At 49.5% G+C, this 17,161-nt stretch carries 12 protein-coding genes; 1 reads left to right on the top strand and 11 read right to left on the bottom strand.

Features of this window, described 5'->3' with window-relative positions:
* Positions 1-127: 127 nt before the first annotated feature.
* The 11 genes from D328_RS0121960 to D328_RS29575 all read right to left on the bottom strand — a co-directional run bounded on the left by D328_RS0121960 (position 128) and on the right by D328_RS29575 (position 14,585).
* Complete coding sequence (locus D328_RS0121960) at positions 128-1,306, bottom strand: amidase (RefSeq protein WP_018887202.1); 1,179 nt, start codon at positions 1,304-1,306, stop codon at positions 128-130.
* Positions 1,307-1,538: 232 nt separating this feature from the next.
* A complete protein-coding gene (locus D328_RS0121955) occupies positions 1,539-2,330 on the bottom strand; it encodes an AAA family ATPase (RefSeq protein WP_018887201.1) in 792 nt (263 codons plus the stop codon).
* Between the two features lie 329 nt (positions 2,331-2,659).
* Entirely contained in the window at positions 2,660-2,989 is a 330-nt protein-coding gene (locus tag D328_RS0121950) for a hypothetical protein (protein ID WP_018887200.1), read from the bottom strand.
* A 144-nt stretch (positions 2,990-3,133) separates the two neighbouring features.
* Positions 3,134-4,414, bottom strand: a complete 1,281-nt coding sequence (locus D328_RS0121945; protein ID WP_018887199.1) for a galactokinase — start codon at positions 4,412-4,414, stop codon at positions 3,134-3,136.
* Positions 4,415-4,594: 180 nt separating this feature from the next.
* The gene (locus D328_RS0121940; protein ID WP_018887198.1) at positions 4,595-5,641 is read right to left on the bottom strand and encodes a glycoside hydrolase family 53 protein; all 1,047 of its coding nucleotides are present in this window, start codon (positions 5,639-5,641) and stop codon (positions 4,595-4,597) included.
* Between the two features lie 301 nt (positions 5,642-5,942).
* On the bottom strand, positions 5,943-7,004 hold the full coding sequence (locus D328_RS29580; RefSeq protein ID WP_018887197.1) for a glycoside hydrolase family 53 protein: 1,062 nt from the start codon (positions 7,002-7,004) through the stop codon (positions 5,943-5,945).
* Positions 7,005-7,045: 41 nt separating this feature from the next.
* Entirely contained in the window at positions 7,046-7,924 is an 879-nt protein-coding gene (locus D328_RS0121930; RefSeq protein ID WP_018887196.1) for a carbohydrate ABC transporter permease, read from the bottom strand.
* 177 nt (positions 7,925-8,101) lie between these two features.
* The gene (locus D328_RS0121925) at positions 8,102-8,992 is read right to left on the bottom strand and encodes an ABC transporter permease (protein ID WP_018887195.1); all 891 of its coding nucleotides are present in this window, start codon (positions 8,990-8,992) and stop codon (positions 8,102-8,104) included.
* Between the two features lie 311 nt (positions 8,993-9,303).
* Positions 9,304-10,932 carry a type 2 periplasmic-binding domain-containing protein gene (locus tag D328_RS0121920; protein ID WP_197031746.1) on the bottom strand — a complete coding sequence of 543 codons (1,629 nt, stop codon included), beginning with the start codon at positions 10,930-10,932 and terminating at the stop codon, positions 9,304-9,306.
* A gap of 225 nt (positions 10,933-11,157) precedes the next feature.
* The gene (locus D328_RS0121915) at positions 11,158-12,804 is read right to left on the bottom strand and encodes a response regulator (RefSeq protein ID WP_018887193.1); all 1,647 of its coding nucleotides are present in this window, start codon (positions 12,802-12,804) and stop codon (positions 11,158-11,160) included.
* A complete protein-coding gene (locus D328_RS29575) occupies positions 12,801-14,585 on the bottom strand; it encodes a sensor histidine kinase (RefSeq protein WP_018887192.1) in 1,785 nt (594 codons plus the stop codon). Before D328_RS29575 ends, D328_RS0121915 begins: the two co-directional genes overlap by 4 nt.
* 222 nt (positions 14,586-14,807) lie before the next feature.
* Between D328_RS29575 and D328_RS0121905 the strand changes: the two genes are divergently transcribed.
* Positions 14,808-16,853, top strand: coding sequence for a methyl-accepting chemotaxis protein (locus D328_RS0121905; protein ID WP_154659275.1), 2,046 nt, complete (start codon positions 14,808-14,810; stop codon positions 16,851-16,853).
* The last annotated feature ends 308 nt before the right edge of the window (positions 16,854-17,161 follow it).

Here is a 17,161-nt window from a genome sequence, read left to right as displayed (position 1 = left end):
TTTGACGAAATAAACTACACCTCAATATGCAAAAGAGCAGCAATTCTCCAACAGGAGAACGCCGCTCTGCTTGGCTAATATAATAATGAGTGCGAGCCTGGTACCCGGCCAAATCTGTCTCTTGCAACTATGACTTCAATACAGGAAGGATGCTCACAGCCCATTCCAGAAGGCGTAGATCCTGATTCTGACCCGCAATTACGGAGATTGCCAGTGGACAGCCCTGATCTGTGCCAAGTGGAATCGTTAGCTGAGGTAGTCCGCATAATCCAGCAATGCAGGTCAGCTGCATCGTCTGGCTTCTGCGTCTCTCGATGTGTGCCCCGGCAAGCCCCAGCTTGGGAGCAGCCCCCGGCGTAGTCGGAATAACGAGCAACTCCCCGTTCGAGAGCACACGAGTCAATTGCTTCACCATCTGCTGCCTCCGGTGCTGTTGCTCTCTATAGTCTGCCTGCTCAATGGTGCGAGCCCAAGCGAAGCGCTCTGTGATGTCGGGCCCAAAGACAGGCTTCGTGCGCTCGATCCATTCGCCATGGGTCTGCCATATCTCGTAGCCCTGTATGATACGAAATACGCTCATCCATTCCGCTAACCCATCTGGAGCAATACGTACCATTTCACGTTCCACTTGTAAGCTCCCCAGCTTGCTAAGCTCATTCTCCAGAATACCACGACTGCTCTCATCAGCCAGCTCCCACGCCTCTTCGGGGAATAACATGCGCGTGAATCCAATTTCTCCGAAGCTGTTAGAAGGTAACAATGCCCGGCCAAGCTTCAGCATCAGCTCAGGATCACGAGTGATCCAGCCGACCGTATCAAAGCTACCTGCCAAGGGGATGACGCCGTCTAATGACACACTGCCGTAAGTTGGCCGCATCCCGTATACGCCGCAATAAGCTGAAGGCACTCGAACTGAACCGCCCGTATCTGTTCCTAGCGTAAAATCAGCCAGCCCGGAGGCTACAGCAGAGGCGGAGCCGCTGGAAGAGCCTCCGGGTATGCGATCCGGGGCCTCGGGATTTAATGGTGTTCCATAATGAATATTTTCACCGTTAAGGCTGTACATCAATTCGTCCGTATGCGTCATCCCCGACAGCTTCGCCCCTTGCTGCAGAAGAAGCTGCACTGCCTCGGCATGCTGCTCAGCCGGAGTATGCGAGGAGAGCCAGCTTGGATTGCCCGCACCATTGGTATGGCCCTTGACGGCAAATACATCCTTCACCATGAAGCTCAGACCGCTCAGTATACCCTCAGCCAGAGGCTCCACGGCGACGGATCGGAACACCGCACTGTGTGATTGCTTCATGTTCAGACCTCCTTCCAGAGGACCTTGATTGCAGTCCAACTGTCCATGCTGCCACCCAAGTAGCCATGGTTCAACGTGATACCATCTTAAGAGAGGTATTGATCTTACGTAAACCATTCCAGCATATTTTTGGAGGAAGCACTAAGGAGACAGCAGGAAATTAGCATTATATATAAGCCGAGTTAATGCATCACATCAGCCAGCAGCGACTTTATACTCACATGTGATCTGTTCACTCATCCTCATCATCCAGTAGCTCACCAAGCATACGCTCCCGATTGTTCATGAATTCTTTGGTGACAATATAATGATCTGTCTCCTCCAGGCTGCACCGATTCAGCCCCTCCTGGTCCACCTTATAAATCCATGACTGTGGATATGCCATAATAATCGGAGAATGCGTAGAAATGATGAATTGGGAGCCTTGCCGCACCAACTGATGAATGCGAGTCAGCATAGCCATTTGGCGAAGCGGGGATAGGGCAGCCTCCGGCTCATCCAGAATATACAGTCCATTTCCACGAAAACGATGTACAAAAGCAGCAAAGAACGACTCACCATGCGATTGCTCATGCAATGATTTCCCACCATAGGCATCCTTGATTTTGGGCCCTGGCACTGCATCCAGTTCGTCCATATCCAGTTCGTCTATATGTGTAGCCAGATTGTAGTAGCTCTCCGCTCTGAAGAAGAAACCATCTCGTGCCTGACGCGTGCTCCGTACCAGTCGTAAGTAGTTATACAACGAGGAATGTGTTGCCTGCGTAGAAAAAGCATTATTTCGCGTTCCACCTTCGGCGTTGAAGCCCCAAGCTACGGCTATCCCTTCCATCAGTGTGGACTTTCCTGCACCGTTCTCGCCTACTATATATGTGACCGCAGGATGAAATTGTAGCTCCGACAACTGCCTGACGACCCCCAAATTAAACGGATAGCATGAGTCATGTGGAATCATCTCCCGAAGAAGCCGAACTGCCCGCAAAAAAGGCTCCCGCCCAAAGGTATTGTCATCTAATCTGCTCATTTCCGCCTCCCTCTACAATCCGTATTAAGCTTGGATCGGATAGTGACCTTCGCCTCTTGTTGACATTTTCCTATTAAAATTATAACCCAAGTCCAACACCCGAAGCATTCTGATTGCAGTTCTGCTTATTCACTCGTTGTTAACCTCATGAAACGCAAAATAAGGCCTGCAAAGCACCCTCCCAAGCCTGAGAGTAGTAGCTTGCAAGCCTTATAAACTTTGTAGACTTTGTAGACTTTGTAGACCTTGCAATCTTGCAGTCTTAAAGTCTTGAAGTCTTAAAGTCTTGAAGTCTTAAAGTCTTGAAGAAACCCCATCCTGATCCTGCTCTAGTCCAGGACATGAATTGGCGAAAAATCTACGACCTCTCCATCCTTTACGGTATGAAGAGAGAGCCGCTGGGCATGCAGCTGCCGCAGAAACTGATGAAATACATAAATGGAGTCCGTAATACAAGACAGGTCTGGAGTCAACACGATGGTAGCCTGGTCCAACCGGGGCGCTAGCTGCTCAGGATCAAATTCATATTCCTCCTGCGCTCGCACGCGAACCACCTCTCCGCTCTCCCAGCCCTTCTCCAGCACATAAGCCTGACACCCCTCCAACTGTAAGGCCTCACTTCTCTCATCTGCCGCCCTGATCAATATGAGCACCTTCATACCATGCTCCCCCTGTCCACAAAGAACCTGAATTCAAGAATTGAACGCTCTTGCTTCAGTCTATGCGGTACAGGACAGGATCATGTCGGGATGACGAGTTACCATCATTAATGAGGTGTGAGTTTCACTTGCTGTAGAGGAAATTTAGCCTTTCAGCAAGTCATTAAGACAGATCGCTCCATATGGGCGCACATGAATGACAAAGGTTGATGTATCGACCGTCTTCTTGATCAGCTCTTCATAGCCAGCTACATATTCATCCGGCAGGATCGCCAGAATAACACCAGCAAATCCACCACCATGCACACGACAAGCTCCCTGACCGATACGCTTCAGGTACAGCTCAGTCACGGCCAGAGTAATAGAAATTCCCTGCTCCTTGACGTTGGAATCCTGATATACATTCTGCAGCCATTTCCACGAGGAGTTCCCCGACTCGGTAATCAAGGTCAGGAAGTCATCGAATTGATTGCTTGTCAGAGCTTCCACTTGGGCATCTACCCGGTCGTTCTCTGCGAGGAAGTGCAATGCACGCATAACCGCACGGTCCCCTGCTTGCTCTCGCAGCTGCTTCAGATTCGCGTAGATCTGCTCCTCCGTCACATCGCGAAGTACCTCCGCACCCAACAGACGAGCAACCGCCTTCATTTCATTCGGCACAGCAGCGTAATCCTCTGTCAGATCGGCATGGTTGCCGCCTGTGTTGACGATGACAAGCGAGTAGCCGCTCTCTCTGAAATTATAGGGTACAGGATTAATGACAGGTGTAGCCGGATTGGCAAAATCAATAGCGATGAATCCACCATAGCCGCATGCCATTTGGTCCAAGAGGCCGGAAGGCTTGTTCCAGAAATGATTCTCCGCATACTGCCCGATCTTGGCCAGCGCAACCGTATCCTGTGAACCTTCATTGTAGAATGTGTTCAGAATCGTTCCGATCAGCATTTCGAAGGAAGCAGAGGAGCTAAGGCCAGAGGCCGGGATTACATTTGTGCTCACATAAGCCTGGAAACCTCCCACTTGCAGCCCTTGTGCTGCAAAGCCTGCAGAAATGCCGCGAATCAGCGCTGCTGTACCGCCTTCGCCAGACTGAGGGGACAAATCGCTAATATCAATGACGAACTTATCTGCATATCCTTCAGAAATGATCGTAATGACTGGAGCATCTACCTTGGAAGCGGCTGCAATCGTGTCCAGATCTATACTGGCTGCGAGTACTTTACCATGGTTATGGTCCGTATGGTTCCCTCCGATCTCACTTCTACCAGGAGAGCTGAACAACACAGGAGCCGAAGCACCAAAATGCTCTTGATACGCTTTCAACAATGCGGTATAACGTTCTGTCTGTTCGCTGAGCTTCGCTGCTCCGTATAGCTCCTCCAAAACTTGCTGCCATGTCTGCTGCTGTAACAATTCTGATGTCATCTTCAATTTCCTCCAAATATAAGACTATACTTCATACACCTGCGGCTGATGCTGCCCTCATCCTGCACGGATTGCCCTATTTCGCCATATGCTCACCTTTTGTCGATTGGTGATCGCAGATATCTTATTGGTCCACAGCGTTCACTCTGAATGAGCTAATAGCTTTCATAGGCTTTCAAATTAGTTCAGGAAGCCCTCAAGGGCCTGCGTAGGTCGGCCGTCTGTTCCCCAGGCTCCTTTATTATAGCCATCGTTGTAGCCCGGAGTCGCGGCAGGCTCCCAATAGAATACGCCCTTGCCTCTTCCACCCGATAGATTCCTTACCTTCTGCTTGATATCCGAAATAAAGCTTTTAGCAGCCGCAGCTTCATTATACTCCAAACCGATTTCCGAAATCACAACATCTTTTTTGTATTTGCTAATCACATTATTAGCATTCTGAATCGTCTGATTCACTTTGCTCTGCCAGTCGGACTTGGAAGGATACAGGGACATACCCACCATATCAAAATTAGCGCCATTGTCAATCAGTCCGCCAATATTCCATTCAAACAGCGCGCGATCCTCACCGGTAGCAAGATGTACGATGGTCTTGGTGCTGCTGCTAACCGACTTGACGGCATTATGCCCCGTGTTCACGAGCCACGCATAATTCTTCATATTTTGCGATGCTCTGCCGTCCGGCCACAGCATTCCGTCACTGGTCTCATTGCCAATCTGCACCCAATCCGGTGTAACTCCCTTGTTCTTCATCGTGTTCATGACATAGACCGTATGACTCCACACTGCATCCATCAGCTGCTGGAAATTATGATTACGCCATGCATAAGGCTTATTTTGCTTGCCCGGATCAGCCCAGGAATCGCTGTAATGCAACGTCAGCATGACGCTCATCCCCAGCTTCTTGGCACGAGCAGCCAGCTCGGCAGCCTTGTCAGCATTCATATAGCCGTTACCATAATCGTTCATATTAGGATTTACCCATACACGAATCCGTACCGAATTAATCTGATAATCATCGCGCAAAATTTGCAGGACATCCTTCTGTACTCCCTGCTTATTCCTCCAGGTGTAGCCCTGCGCCTCCATTCCGGCCACCCAACTGATGTCAGCACCCTTGGCAAAGGCCGGCGCCGCCTCCACAGTCGTGGATACTCCGGTACTCCATGGGACTAGCAGCAAGGACAAGCTTAATACAAGCAATAATACCGACTTCATGCCTCTCATAATGACATCCTCCCTAAAATATAAGATAACGGTTTACTCTAGTATTGTAAGCGCTATCTTTTACGATCAGGAAGGGTAATTTGGAAACATTTAGTATGTTTTAACAATCTTCAAGCCTTCTCGACATATCTGACGCGTAGGGAATGCCCCTCTACCTGCTACTGATGGAGTCAATCCGACAATACAGCTGCAAGCAGCAACCTGTATCGGCTGCCGCTCGTTATGTGCTTGCTGAATCAACACAATTCTTGCAGAAGAAGCTCTCTTCAGGATTGTTACGTAACTAGGCTAGTGACACAAGTCAGAGTGAGTAGACCGGCAGCAGTGCAGAGAACGAATTCAGCTTGCGTCTCTTGAAATCGAACATCGTAAGGTTCCCCCAATTGTTCGGATGACCAACGGACCATTCCGACTTGGATGGAATCCAGGCAGGCTCCCAATAGTAGAAGCCTACTCCACGATTGTCTGGGACTTCACGAATAATACGTAGCAAATCCTCCAGGTAATGGCGTTGTCCTTCTACTGTAGCAGGGTAGCCCGGCAGAAGCTGCTCCTCCTGATTGAGAATCCATTCATGATCCATGAGCTGCTCCAGCGTCCACGGATAAGCGGTCTCTACAACAATAATGTCTTTACGATAACGCTCCGCGAGCTCATTCATGTTATCCCGCAACGCTTCGAGTGTACCATGCCACCAAGGATAGAAGGACAGGCCTATTGTATCGTACTCGACACCAAGCGCTTCAAAGCGGTCATAGAACTGACGGCTGGCCGCGGCATCCCCGCCACGATCAATATGAATCATCACTTGAATGTCCGGGTCTACGGACTTGACGGCAGCGATCCCATATTTCACAAGTCCCGCGAATTGCTCCCACTGCTCATCCGTATTATGCTTCCCATCGACGCGTCCTTCACCCCACAGCATGCCAGGCGTAATTTCATTCCCGATCTGTACCATATAGGGGAGAGCATCATGCTCCTGCAGCTCACGCAGCACATCTGCTGTATACATACACACAGCGCGTTGCAGCTCCTCATAGGACAGCTTCTCCCACGCGGCTGGCTTCCATTGATTGGCTGGATCTGCCCATCGGTCGGAGTAGTGGAAGTCCAGCAGGAACTGCATGCCCTGCTCCTTGATCCGCTTAGCTACAGCTACGGTACGTTCCAGGTTGCAGAAGCCTCCCTGCGGATCATTCCAGATCCGCAGACGTACGGCATTCACATGATTATCCTTAAGCATCGCAAGCAAATCCTGAGCTCTGCCATGCTCATCATAATAGTGCCCACCATGCTGCTCGATTTCATCCATAAAGGATACATCCATCCCTTGAATGAAAGGCTTGTACTTATAGCCCACCACTACTCCCCCACTCCAGCTTGTTATAGTTACTTCATCTATTAACCTTTAACCGAGCCCAATGTCATCCCTTTTACGAAGAAGCGCTGCAGGAATGGGTAGACGATCAGAATCGGTGCACTGCCAATGAAGATCTGAGCGGCTTTGACCGTATTTTGCGAGATCATTTCCATTTCGATCGGGTTTACGCTCATTGAACTCATATCACGTTGAATGATGACGGTCTGCAGGAACGTCGCGAGCGGGAAGTTGTTGGCATTGTTCATATAGAGCAGGCCATCGAACCAGGAATTCCAATGGAATACCATGCTGAACAGTGCAATCGTCGCAATCGAAGGCAGGGAGATCGGCAGATAGATGCTGAACAAGGTTCGGAAATGACCTGCTCCATCAATCAGCGCAGCCTCCTCCAATTCATTTGGAATACCACGGAAGAAATTCAGCATCAGAATGACCAGAAACGTGTTGACCGCTCCCGGAAGCACCAGCACAAGGAAATTATCCATCAAATTCAGCTTCTGAATGACGATATAGAACGGAACCAAGCCTCCGTTAAAAATCATAGTGAATACGAATATCCAGGAGTATACATTTCTTCCCTTGAACACCGAATTCTCTTTGGACAGCGGGTACGCTGCCAAAAACGTGAGGAGCAGGGTAAGCGCAGTCCCGATGATCGTACGCATAATCGAGATTCCGATAGAATTCAGGAAGACAGGATTATTCATCGTCTTCTTGTAGGATTCCAGCGAGAAGCCTACCGGCCACAGGTTAACCATATTGGCGTCAGCCGCTGACTTCGCACTGAAGGACACCGCCAGCACGTGCACCAGCGGAATGATGCACATAATCGCCAGAGTAATCAGGAAGATGGTATTGAAAATGCTGAATACGCGGTATGGTAATGTTTTATGATACACGGTTCTCCCTCTTTTCTTGATTCATGTCAGGCTCCAAGCCAGATTTCCTAATTAGACCAATACAACTGTTGAAATCTGGCTTAAGCTTATGCTTCCGAAGCAGCTTTCTTCCAGAAAGCTTGTAGCAACCACTGATATTTTGATTTGAGTCTCATTTCATACTGTATTTGGCAGCAGTTAGAAGATACGATATCCAGCCCATTTGTAAGCAAGTCTGTAGGAGATCAGGATTAGCACCATGCTGATTATGGACTTGAACAAGCCAATCGCCGTAGCAAAGCCCATTTCACCGCTCACAATCGCTGTCCGGTACACAAATGTATCAAGGATGTCTCCCGTCTTATACACAAGCGGGTTATACAGGTTGAATATCTGGTCAAAGCCTGCATTCAGTACGTTACCGAGAGCCAGTGTACCTACTACCATCAACATCGGAACAAGCGAAGGCACCGTAATGTGCAGCGTCTGCTTCCACCGGCCAGCGCCGTCAATCTCGGCTGCTTCGTACAGAGCCGGGTTAATTCCCGCAAGTGCCGCCAGGAAAACGATCGTATTATAGCCGAATTCCTTCCAGACATCGGTCAGAATCACTGTGAATCGGAACCAATCATTATCACCCAGGAAAAAGATCGGGCCAGCTCCGAACATGCCGAGCACCCGGTTGACCAGGCCATCTGTGGCCAGCAGATCTATCAAGATGCCGCCCAAGATAACCCAAGACAGAAAGTGAGGCAAATAGACCAGTGTCTGCACCGTCCGTTGCAGGTATACCTTGCGGACTTCATTTAGCAGAATTGCAAATATAAATGGAACGAACAGATTGAAGAACAGCTTAAGCACAGCAATAATCGCGGTATTCCAGATGACCTGCAAGCTGTCTTCACGCTCGAACAGGTAACGGAAGTTGTCCAGTCCTACCCATTCCGAGCCAGAAATACCGAGCCAGGGCTTATAGTTCTGGAACGCCATTACGATCCCGCCCATCGGGATGTAATTGAATATGATCAAAAATACAACGGCCGGCAGCAGCATGACGTGAAATGGCCAGGTTTTCTTTAAGGTTTTCATCTTAGTCCCCCTGTAGTTCTTCTCAAGCTTCCATCAAGCTTCCTATACTGCGATTATATCAACCGTCCCAGAGGGCCAAACAGCACATAAAAGCAATATAAATGGCACAAAAGCAACCTCTTTCCGCAAGGATGCTGCACATGCTACGATGAGTTGGAAATCATTTAATACAAGATGCAAAATGCTCACATATTAGCTGCTGTATTCTGGACAAAAAAAAGCTGTAGCCCCACTCTAATCAAAGAGCGGAGCTACAGACAGACGTTGGACTGAACAAGCCTCAGCCTGACGTCATTGCTTGTACAAACCGTTTATTTCTTCACACCTTCATACCATGTGTTAACTTCCTCGGTGATCTGATCGCCTCCGCCTGCTTTCCAGGTCTGTACGAACGTGTCAAAGGCATCTACCGGGTTCTTACCATAGATAATTTCGTTGAAGGTCTGGTTCTCAATCTTGTTCAGATAATCCAGCTTGGATTTCATGGTCTGAGTAGTAGGGCCAGTGAACATGTTCTTGAAGGAAATATCCTCTTGGCTCATCAGGATTTGAGCAGCCGCAGGAGTCTCCTTACCATAGTTCACCGCTACGTCCTTCTCCAACTTCGTTACAGGCTCCTTGCCTTCAGCCAGATTAATAAGTGCCTTCATCTGTGCATCAGGAATACGAGCACCGTCCCGAACGAGCAGGTAACGCACAGCATTGACGTATCCACCATCGATCTTGTCAATTGGCATTTGCTTGCCTTCTGCATCGAGCTGGTAGTCGTAGCCTGCGAACAGACCGTTATCATACTCGCTGCCTGGCTCCGGGTTCGCATAGTTGTCGAACAGGTAGTTCTGATACGTGAAGAATGCTTCTGGGTGTGCCATATCCTTCTTGATCAATGTCACACCGTTCGTGAACTGCGTGCCGTGGCGCATAGCCTTGCCATCAGGTCCAGCCGGAATTGCGATAGGCTTCCATACAGCACCCGGTACATTCTTGACTGTATCCTGCAGTGGCCAGCCGCTCATCCAGTATGGTCCTGGAATCATTCCAGCGGTACCAGCAATAGCAGGCTCTGATGTCTTATTCTCATCCCAAAGTGCAGCCTCTTGCGGAATATAGCCCTTCGTCAGCCACTCGTTCAGCTTCACGAGACCATCCTTCATACCTGGATTAATGGAGCCGTATTCCAGCTTACCATCCGCTCCGAGATTCCATTGCTGTGGTAGTGTGCCGTATGCACCGAATACCCAGGAAGGATCACCCATCCATGTATTCATAGAAGTCTTGAAGCCGATGCTCAGCGGTACGACCTTGGCAGGTGCCAGACCGTCAGGGTTGTTGTTCTTGAATGCCTCCATGACCTGCTCCAGTTCTGCAATGGTCGTTGGCGCCTTCATATTTAGCTTATCCAGCCAATCCTGACGAATCCACAGTACATAATCATGGTTGTACGCGTAATCAAGCACTGGAATACCCATGCGCTTACCATCACGGCTGTATTGATTCCATACATTCGGGTCCTGCTCCATGGCTTTCTTCCAATTATCAGATGCGAACTTGTCGAACAGTGGGCCGACCTCCTGATACATGCCAGAATCGATCAGATCCTGTGCCAGCAGGTTGTCAGCTGTTCCGATAGTCACGACCTCCGGCATTTCTTGTCCTGAAGACATCGCCAGACGCAGCTTCGTTGCGAATGCACTATTCGTGTCGGTTACAGACCAGAGAGACTTGACGTTAATGCCGAATTTCTCCTTCGCCCACTTGGTGGCTACACTGTCCTCAATGCTCTCACCGTTCTTGAACTCCAATGCCGGGTCGATCCCCCATGCTGTAGTAACGGTCACTTCAGGATCGTACTTTTCTTTGTATTCGTTTTCAAGAGCTGACGAGCTCGTGTCAGCACTATTAGCTCCGTTATTTGATCCCGAACAACCTGCCAGTAGCATACTCAAGGATGCTGTAATGGCGAGAAGCGATACCCATCTCTTTTTGGTCCATTTCGCTCTCAATGCTCTTCCCCCTCAATATCAAAGTGATTACCCTTTCATTATAGGTCGGACGAAGACGACAGCCTATGACACATAGTTAAGATTTCTGCACCTTTAGCAACATCTTGAGTTCTGGTGCAGGATGAGCCTCCATAATCAGACACAGCTCACCCTGCTTCGCCCCTATTGATCACGGAACTCATTTGGTGTCATACCATAGTGCTTTTTGAACATTTTGCTGAAATACTGCGGATTCTGATATCCCAGCTCTGTCGTAATTTCATAGATTTTCTTATTCGTATGCTTGAGCAGGTAAAGGGCCTTCTCCATCCGCATTCGAATAATGTAATCCCCGAGGCCTTCTCCAGTCTCGGCTTTATAGATCTTGGACAGGTACACGGGATGCAGGTACACCTGATCAGCCAGTGTCTTAACAGACAGCTCCTGCCCCTGATCGTGGAAGATCAGATCCTGTACCTGCTTGATGACATAGCTCTTCGTGTGCTGCTCATTCTCTGACAGGTCGGATTCCAGAGAATCCAGGACAGACAGTGACCACTCCCTTAACTGAGGGAGGGATCTGAGCGTCCCTTGACTGATCATCGGATCAATACCGCTCTGATTCAATTGATAGAACAAGCGTCCCTGCTTATGCGCAATGTACATGAACGCATTGGTCACGGACAAGAATATCTCATAAAGGTGCTCCCTGGAAAATGACTCCTGATCCATATCGGCGTACACCTGCTCCAGCTTGGCACGAGCGCTATCCCACTGCTTGGATTCCAGCAGATGAATCAGTGCAGGTGGCCTATACAAGCCCTCCAGGGAGCGGACAGAGCTGGCCGTCGATCCTTGTCCATCCTCCAGATACATAACGGCCCCCATCTCTGTCATGGCGTGCTCATCCTGGTAGATCGAGCTTAATCCCGACTTGTAGGCATCCGGTATACCTTGCGGAAAGGTGAACCAGCGAGTAACCGTAATGGAGATATGCCCTTTCAGATAATTGCTCACATTGCGCTGGAAGCTCTCCACATTGCGTTGCAGCAGCTCCCTGCGTGATTTCCTGTAGCGATCATCCAGCTGCTCATGCTCTTGCCGAACCTCCTTCAGCTGCGCGACAAGCATCAGACAGTCATGAGGAGCCGTGCAATGCAGCACTTGGAACGTCTCTGCGAATACCTCCTCGGCAATGTTGCCAATCGCATACTCCATAAGTGAGAGCGAGTGGTGGTCCATCGTGCTGAAATAACGGTCTGGCTGGATCAACAGCATCACCGTTGGCGTGTCGATTTGAAATGGAATTTCATACGCCTGCAGCTTGTCTTGAATCGTCTTGGGAGACAGTTGACGTCCCAGCACCAGATCATGCATCAGATGTGCCCGCAGTACCGTAAAATCCGATTTGCGGTTGTAGTGCATCTTGTGCATTTTATCGAAGGCCTCCCATTCATCCTTCAAGGACTCGATCGCACCGCCCAGACTAACGAGGAACTCCTCATCATTCACCGGCTTCAGGACGTAATCGAACGCCTGAAGCTGGATTGCCTTCTTGGCATATTCGAAATCAGAGTGTCCTGTCAGCACCATAGAGCGGACATTCGGCCAGCGGCTGGCTACCTCCTCAATCAGCTCAAGTCCGTCCATACCCGGCATGCGAATATCCGTGACCAGAATGTCCACATCCTGCTCCTCCATAATCGTCAGTGCTTCCTGAGCCGAGGCTGCCTGATAGACCGTACTGACACCGCATTCCTCCCACGGCAGGGTCTGTGCCAGACTCTCCGTCACATAGCTCTCATCATCTACCAGCAATACATGAATCATAATATGGTATGCCTCCCCTGCTCCGAATCTGAATCTGAATCCGAATCTGAATCTGAATCATTCAAGCTCCAATGTATTGTCACTCGCAGACCTCCCAGGGGCGAATGAGAAAAGGACAGCGTGGATGAACTGCCAAAACGCAGCCGCATTCGCTGATACACATTCCATACCCCACACCCCATATGCTCGTCCATCGGCTGGACAAGTCTAGATGCAAGATTGTGCAACGCTTCTTCACTCAAGCCTGTGCCATTATCGTCAATGTGAATGAGGATATCCTGATCGCGATGCTCAGCCGACAATTCGATCAACCCCTCAGCGGAAGAGGGCTCAATCCCATGGATGACCGCATTTTCTACAAAAGGCTGGATCAGTAATGGCGGCACCTGCAGTTTCTCCATGTCTCTGGGTAGCTCGATCTTGTACTGGAGTCGCTTCATCCGCATCGTCTGAATCTCCAGATAGTGCGCTGTGAAGGCAGTCTCCTCCTGCAGTGATACCATATCTCGCTCCTGTCTCGTCGTATATCTGTAATAACGGGACAGATGGTGAGACATGGCGATGACCGCTTCATGATTCTTCAGCTTGGCCATCGACGTAATGAAGGAGAAGCAGTTATAGAAGAAATGCGGGTTAATCTGCGACTGCAGCTGCTTGAGTCTGGCCTCGCGCACGTGAATTTTCTCCACATAGACCTTCTCGAACAGCTGCTGAATCTGCTCCACCATCATGTTGAAGCGAAGGGCCACGAAGCTGAATTCATTCTGCCCCTTCACCTTCATTCGCACGGAATAATCCTCCTGCATAAGTCGGTGGAATCCGCGCACCAGCTGCCGAATCGGCACCTGTACCTGTGAATATAGCATGTACGCCGCGAGGAAGCTTAGCAGCAGTAGCCCTCCTACCGAACCATAGAACAGCTGATTGGACTTGTGGATCGGCTCCAAAATATCTGACAGTGGCGAGTAGTCAATCAAATACCAGCCTGTCAGCTTGGACAAGACGATGTTCACACGATACGTATTCCCATCAACATGCACCGTGCGATTCTCCATCTCCTGCAGTTTCTCATGGGATAGCTCCTGAATCAGCTTGTTCGTCAGCTCCTGATCGGCTGTGCGATTCAAGATGACTCCCGTCCCCTGCTTGTAGTAGAAGGGCTCCTGTCCTCCATCATTTTTGAAGCCATCCAGCATGCCCTGGATGTTGCTGCTATCGAACTCCACCTTAATGACCATCTGCACCTCATCGGGGCGAATCTGCACGGCATATGGAGTCGATGAGAAGAACGAGAAGGTATATTTGTTCTCACCATTCATTTCGTAGGGCTCAATCTTCCAGCCTGGATGAATGACTGCTTCCAGCTCCTCCCGATCAAGCTCCCGCGCATCACGCTCGGACACCACACGATTCAGGGAAGGAGAATAGATGCTCAGACTCGCTTTCCAATTCGAGGAATTCTCCTGAATGCTCAGCTTGGTCTGGATTCGCTTGACCAGATTAATGGTATCCAGATTCAGATAGTCATCCTCCAGATAAATATCCTGAAAGCTGGAGATGTCGGGATCATGCATCAGCAGGTTAGGCCAGGAGGAGACCAGCTCAATCTGGGTGTTCACCTGACTCTGGAAGAATGCCAGCTGCGCCAGATTGGACTTGTCCAGCTCCTCGCTAAGGACATCGGTGGTCGTTTTGTTGGAATAAAAATAAAGCACCATTACGGGAATCAGCATAATCACTAATATCGTTACGAATTTGGTATAGAAATTGATCTTCACCATCGGATGTTCACCATGATCCACGCACCTTAGTTATGAATTAACAAAGCTCATCTCGCCTATTATAACGTCCTTGGGATTTGCCATATAGGGCAATTTTGAAATATATAAGATGTTTTATGAATTTTATGTAAATTTCATTTTTTTTCGAAAATTAACTTTATTTATTCCCAGCATTTGACGACATAATATACATCCTAAAGTTTATAGAAAGAAGTGGTCTTGTTGAAAAAGAGGGGACATATCTCAGCAGTCTTAAAACGAATCAAAAAAGAAATCTTACTTCTAAGAACCCGAATGATTGCTGCATTTATTGCTGTGCTAATTCTTCCTAGTGCATTCATTGGTTATTTCTCCTATCAGAGTGCCAAGGAAGAGGTACGCAACAAAATGTCATCGGCCATACCGCAGATAATGAGTCTGGTCGGCAAGACTGTGAACCAGGATGTTCGCTCTACTCTTGATGATCTCAATACTACAGCTCTCCAATTTAATTCCGCCTCCATAAACGCAGACAAGCAGAGGGTTCAGGACACTTTTAATCAACTGTTAGCGACCCGTGCCCATCTGAGTTCGATCGTCTTGGCTAATGCAGATGGTGATTTTGTCAAAGCTCCTGTTAGTAACGATCCGAATTTCGACCCTCTTGCGGCAGCCTGGTACACCGGTGGCATGGATCGCAAGGGTGATGTGTTTATTTCAGATGTGTATACGGATGAGGCGACTGGCCAGTTACTTGTGGCATTCTCCAAGCAGCTTCCCGATGGCAGAGGCGTGCTGACCGTGATTCAGGACCTGAAGCCGCTAGCCGAGCAATTAGCCAACGTTCACATTGGCGGTGACGGCAACATGGTCATTATGGATCAGAACAAGACGGTGCTCGCTGCGGCAGGTTCAGCCGCCAAATCCGGTGCCGTAAGCCTGGGCGGGAAAATGCTCGATATCGTGGATTCGCAGACAGAATCGACTCTGGATGAGAATGGAGAGCTAGGGTTCAACGTACATACCATTCCCTATATGGGCGGTGCCCTGGAGATCTACACGGGTGTGGACCCGTTAACAGGCTGGAATTATGTTGCGATCATCGGGCATGGTGATTTCAGCCAAGCTGCCAAGCCTATCCTCAACGTCAGTGTAACGGTTCTTGTGATCTCCGTCATGCTGGCCAGTGTCGTCATTTTCCTGATCCTGCGTGCCTTCCTGTTACCTTTGAAGCAGCTACAGCTCGCCACCCGCAGTGTACGTGACGGGAATCTCTCGACTCGTGTGAATCTGAAGAGCAAGCACGAGCTCGGCGTACTTGCCGAGGATTTTGATCAGATGACCATTGCTCTACAAACGATGGTTACGGAGCTGACACTGACCTCCGACAAGCTTAGCACCTCCTCTCAGAAAATACAGGAGAGTACGGAGCAGACCACGAATTCGGTGCAGCGTGTAACGGAGACGATTACCCAGACTGCAGAGACAGCTGCCAGCAGTGCGTCCTCCTCCGAGCAGACAGCTCAGGCCGTAGAAGAGATGGCCCGTGGCGTAGCGAACATCGCAGAGTCCGCGAACAGCATCGTCGATGCTGCTCAAGATACTGCCCAAGCAGTAAATATAGGAAGCCTGACCGTGAACGAGGTACGGACGCAGATGCAACGTATTCTCACAGCGATCCAGGAATCCTCCCGCATGATTACCGAGCTGTCTGACCTGTCGGCAGAGGCTGGTAAAATGAACACTGATATTGCGGATATTGCCAAGCAGACGAATCTATTGTCCCTGAACGCTTCCATTGAAGCAGCCAGAGCTGGACAGCATGGTAAAGGCTTCGCTGTCGTAGCCGCCGAGGTAGGTCAGCTCTCAGAGCAGTCCAAGCGGACTGCCGAGGACATCCGTGCCACACTGGACAAAATGTTCGAGCTGATCAGCGCCTCCACCACGAAGATGAACGGAGATGTGAGCAGCCAAGTTGATGAAGGGCTCAAGATCAGCGGCAAGGCAGCTGAGGTATTCAACAGCATCGAGAGCTTCACCAAAAATATAGTCGATCAAATCCAAGGCATATCCGCCGTGGCTGAGCAGATCTCTGCCAGCACAGAGCAAGTATCTGCAACGGTAGCGGAGCTGGCCACTTTGTCCAGACATTCCTCGGATAGCGCACAGAATACTTCGGCAGCAGCTCAGCAGCAGATCGCTGCCATGGAGGAGATTTCTTCCGCCTCGCAGGAGCTCTCCAGTATGGCGAATGATCTACAGCAGCTTGTAGCGAGGTTCAAGCTGTAACGACCACGAAGGTATCGTTTTCTTTCTAGAGTAAAGGGCTGGATTCAAACCAGCCCCTCCTCATCAAACCGTACATGAGGTTTTCCCTCATACGGCTTTCCGATGTTCGTCTTTCATGGGCATGCAGATCACAATAACGTTTTTAGTCCATACATGTTAGCAATATACTTGACTTCAGGTCCTGAACTCATCCAACTCCTGCGCTGCCTCTTCTTTGCATACCACCGGGTTAATCGCTGCAGAATATACCAATCCAGCTTGGCTAATCTCTTTTGGCTGTGGTTCGTGTAGTAGTAATTTCTCCATCC

Source organism: Paenibacillus massiliensis 2301065 = DSM 16942, from assembly GCF_000377505.1.
Taxonomy (GTDB): domain Bacteria; phylum Bacillota; class Bacilli; order Paenibacillales; family Paenibacillaceae; genus Paenibacillus; species Paenibacillus massiliensis.
This window is presented reverse-complemented; position numbering and strand designations above follow the sequence as displayed.

Bases quoted from the DNA above. Each gene is read 5' to 3' on its own strand.
- D328_RS0121915 (WP_018887193.1), bottom strand. From the start codon at position 12,804: ATGATTCATGTATTGCTGGTAGATGATGAGAGCTATGTGACGGAGAGT.
- D328_RS0121950 (WP_018887200.1), bottom strand. From the start codon at position 2,989: ATGAAGGTGCTCATATTGATCAGGGCGGCAGATGAGAGAAGTGAGGCC.
- D328_RS0121920 (WP_197031746.1), bottom strand. From the start codon at position 10,932: ATGCTACTGGCAGGTTGTTCGGGATCAAATAACGGAGCTAATAGTGCT.
- D328_RS29575 (WP_018887192.1), bottom strand. From the start codon at position 14,585: ATGGTGAAGATCAATTTCTATACCAAATTCGTAACGATATTAGTGATT.
- D328_RS0121940 (WP_018887198.1), bottom strand. From the start codon at position 5,641: ATGAGAGGCATGAAGTCGGTATTATTGCTTGTATTAAGCTTGTCCTTG.
- D328_RS0121925 (WP_018887195.1), bottom strand. From the start codon at position 8,992: ATGAAAACCTTAAAGAAAACCTGGCCATTTCACGTCATGCTGCTGCCG.
- D328_RS0121960 (WP_018887202.1), bottom strand. From the start codon at position 1,306: ATGAAGCAATCACACAGTGCGGTGTTCCGATCCGTCGCCGTGGAGCCT.
- D328_RS0121945 (WP_018887199.1), bottom strand. From the start codon at position 4,414: ATGACATCAGAATTGTTACAGCAGCAGACATGGCAGCAAGTTTTGGAG.
- D328_RS0121955 (WP_018887201.1), bottom strand. From the start codon at position 2,330: ATGAGCAGATTAGATGACAATACCTTTGGGCGGGAGCCTTTTTTGCGG.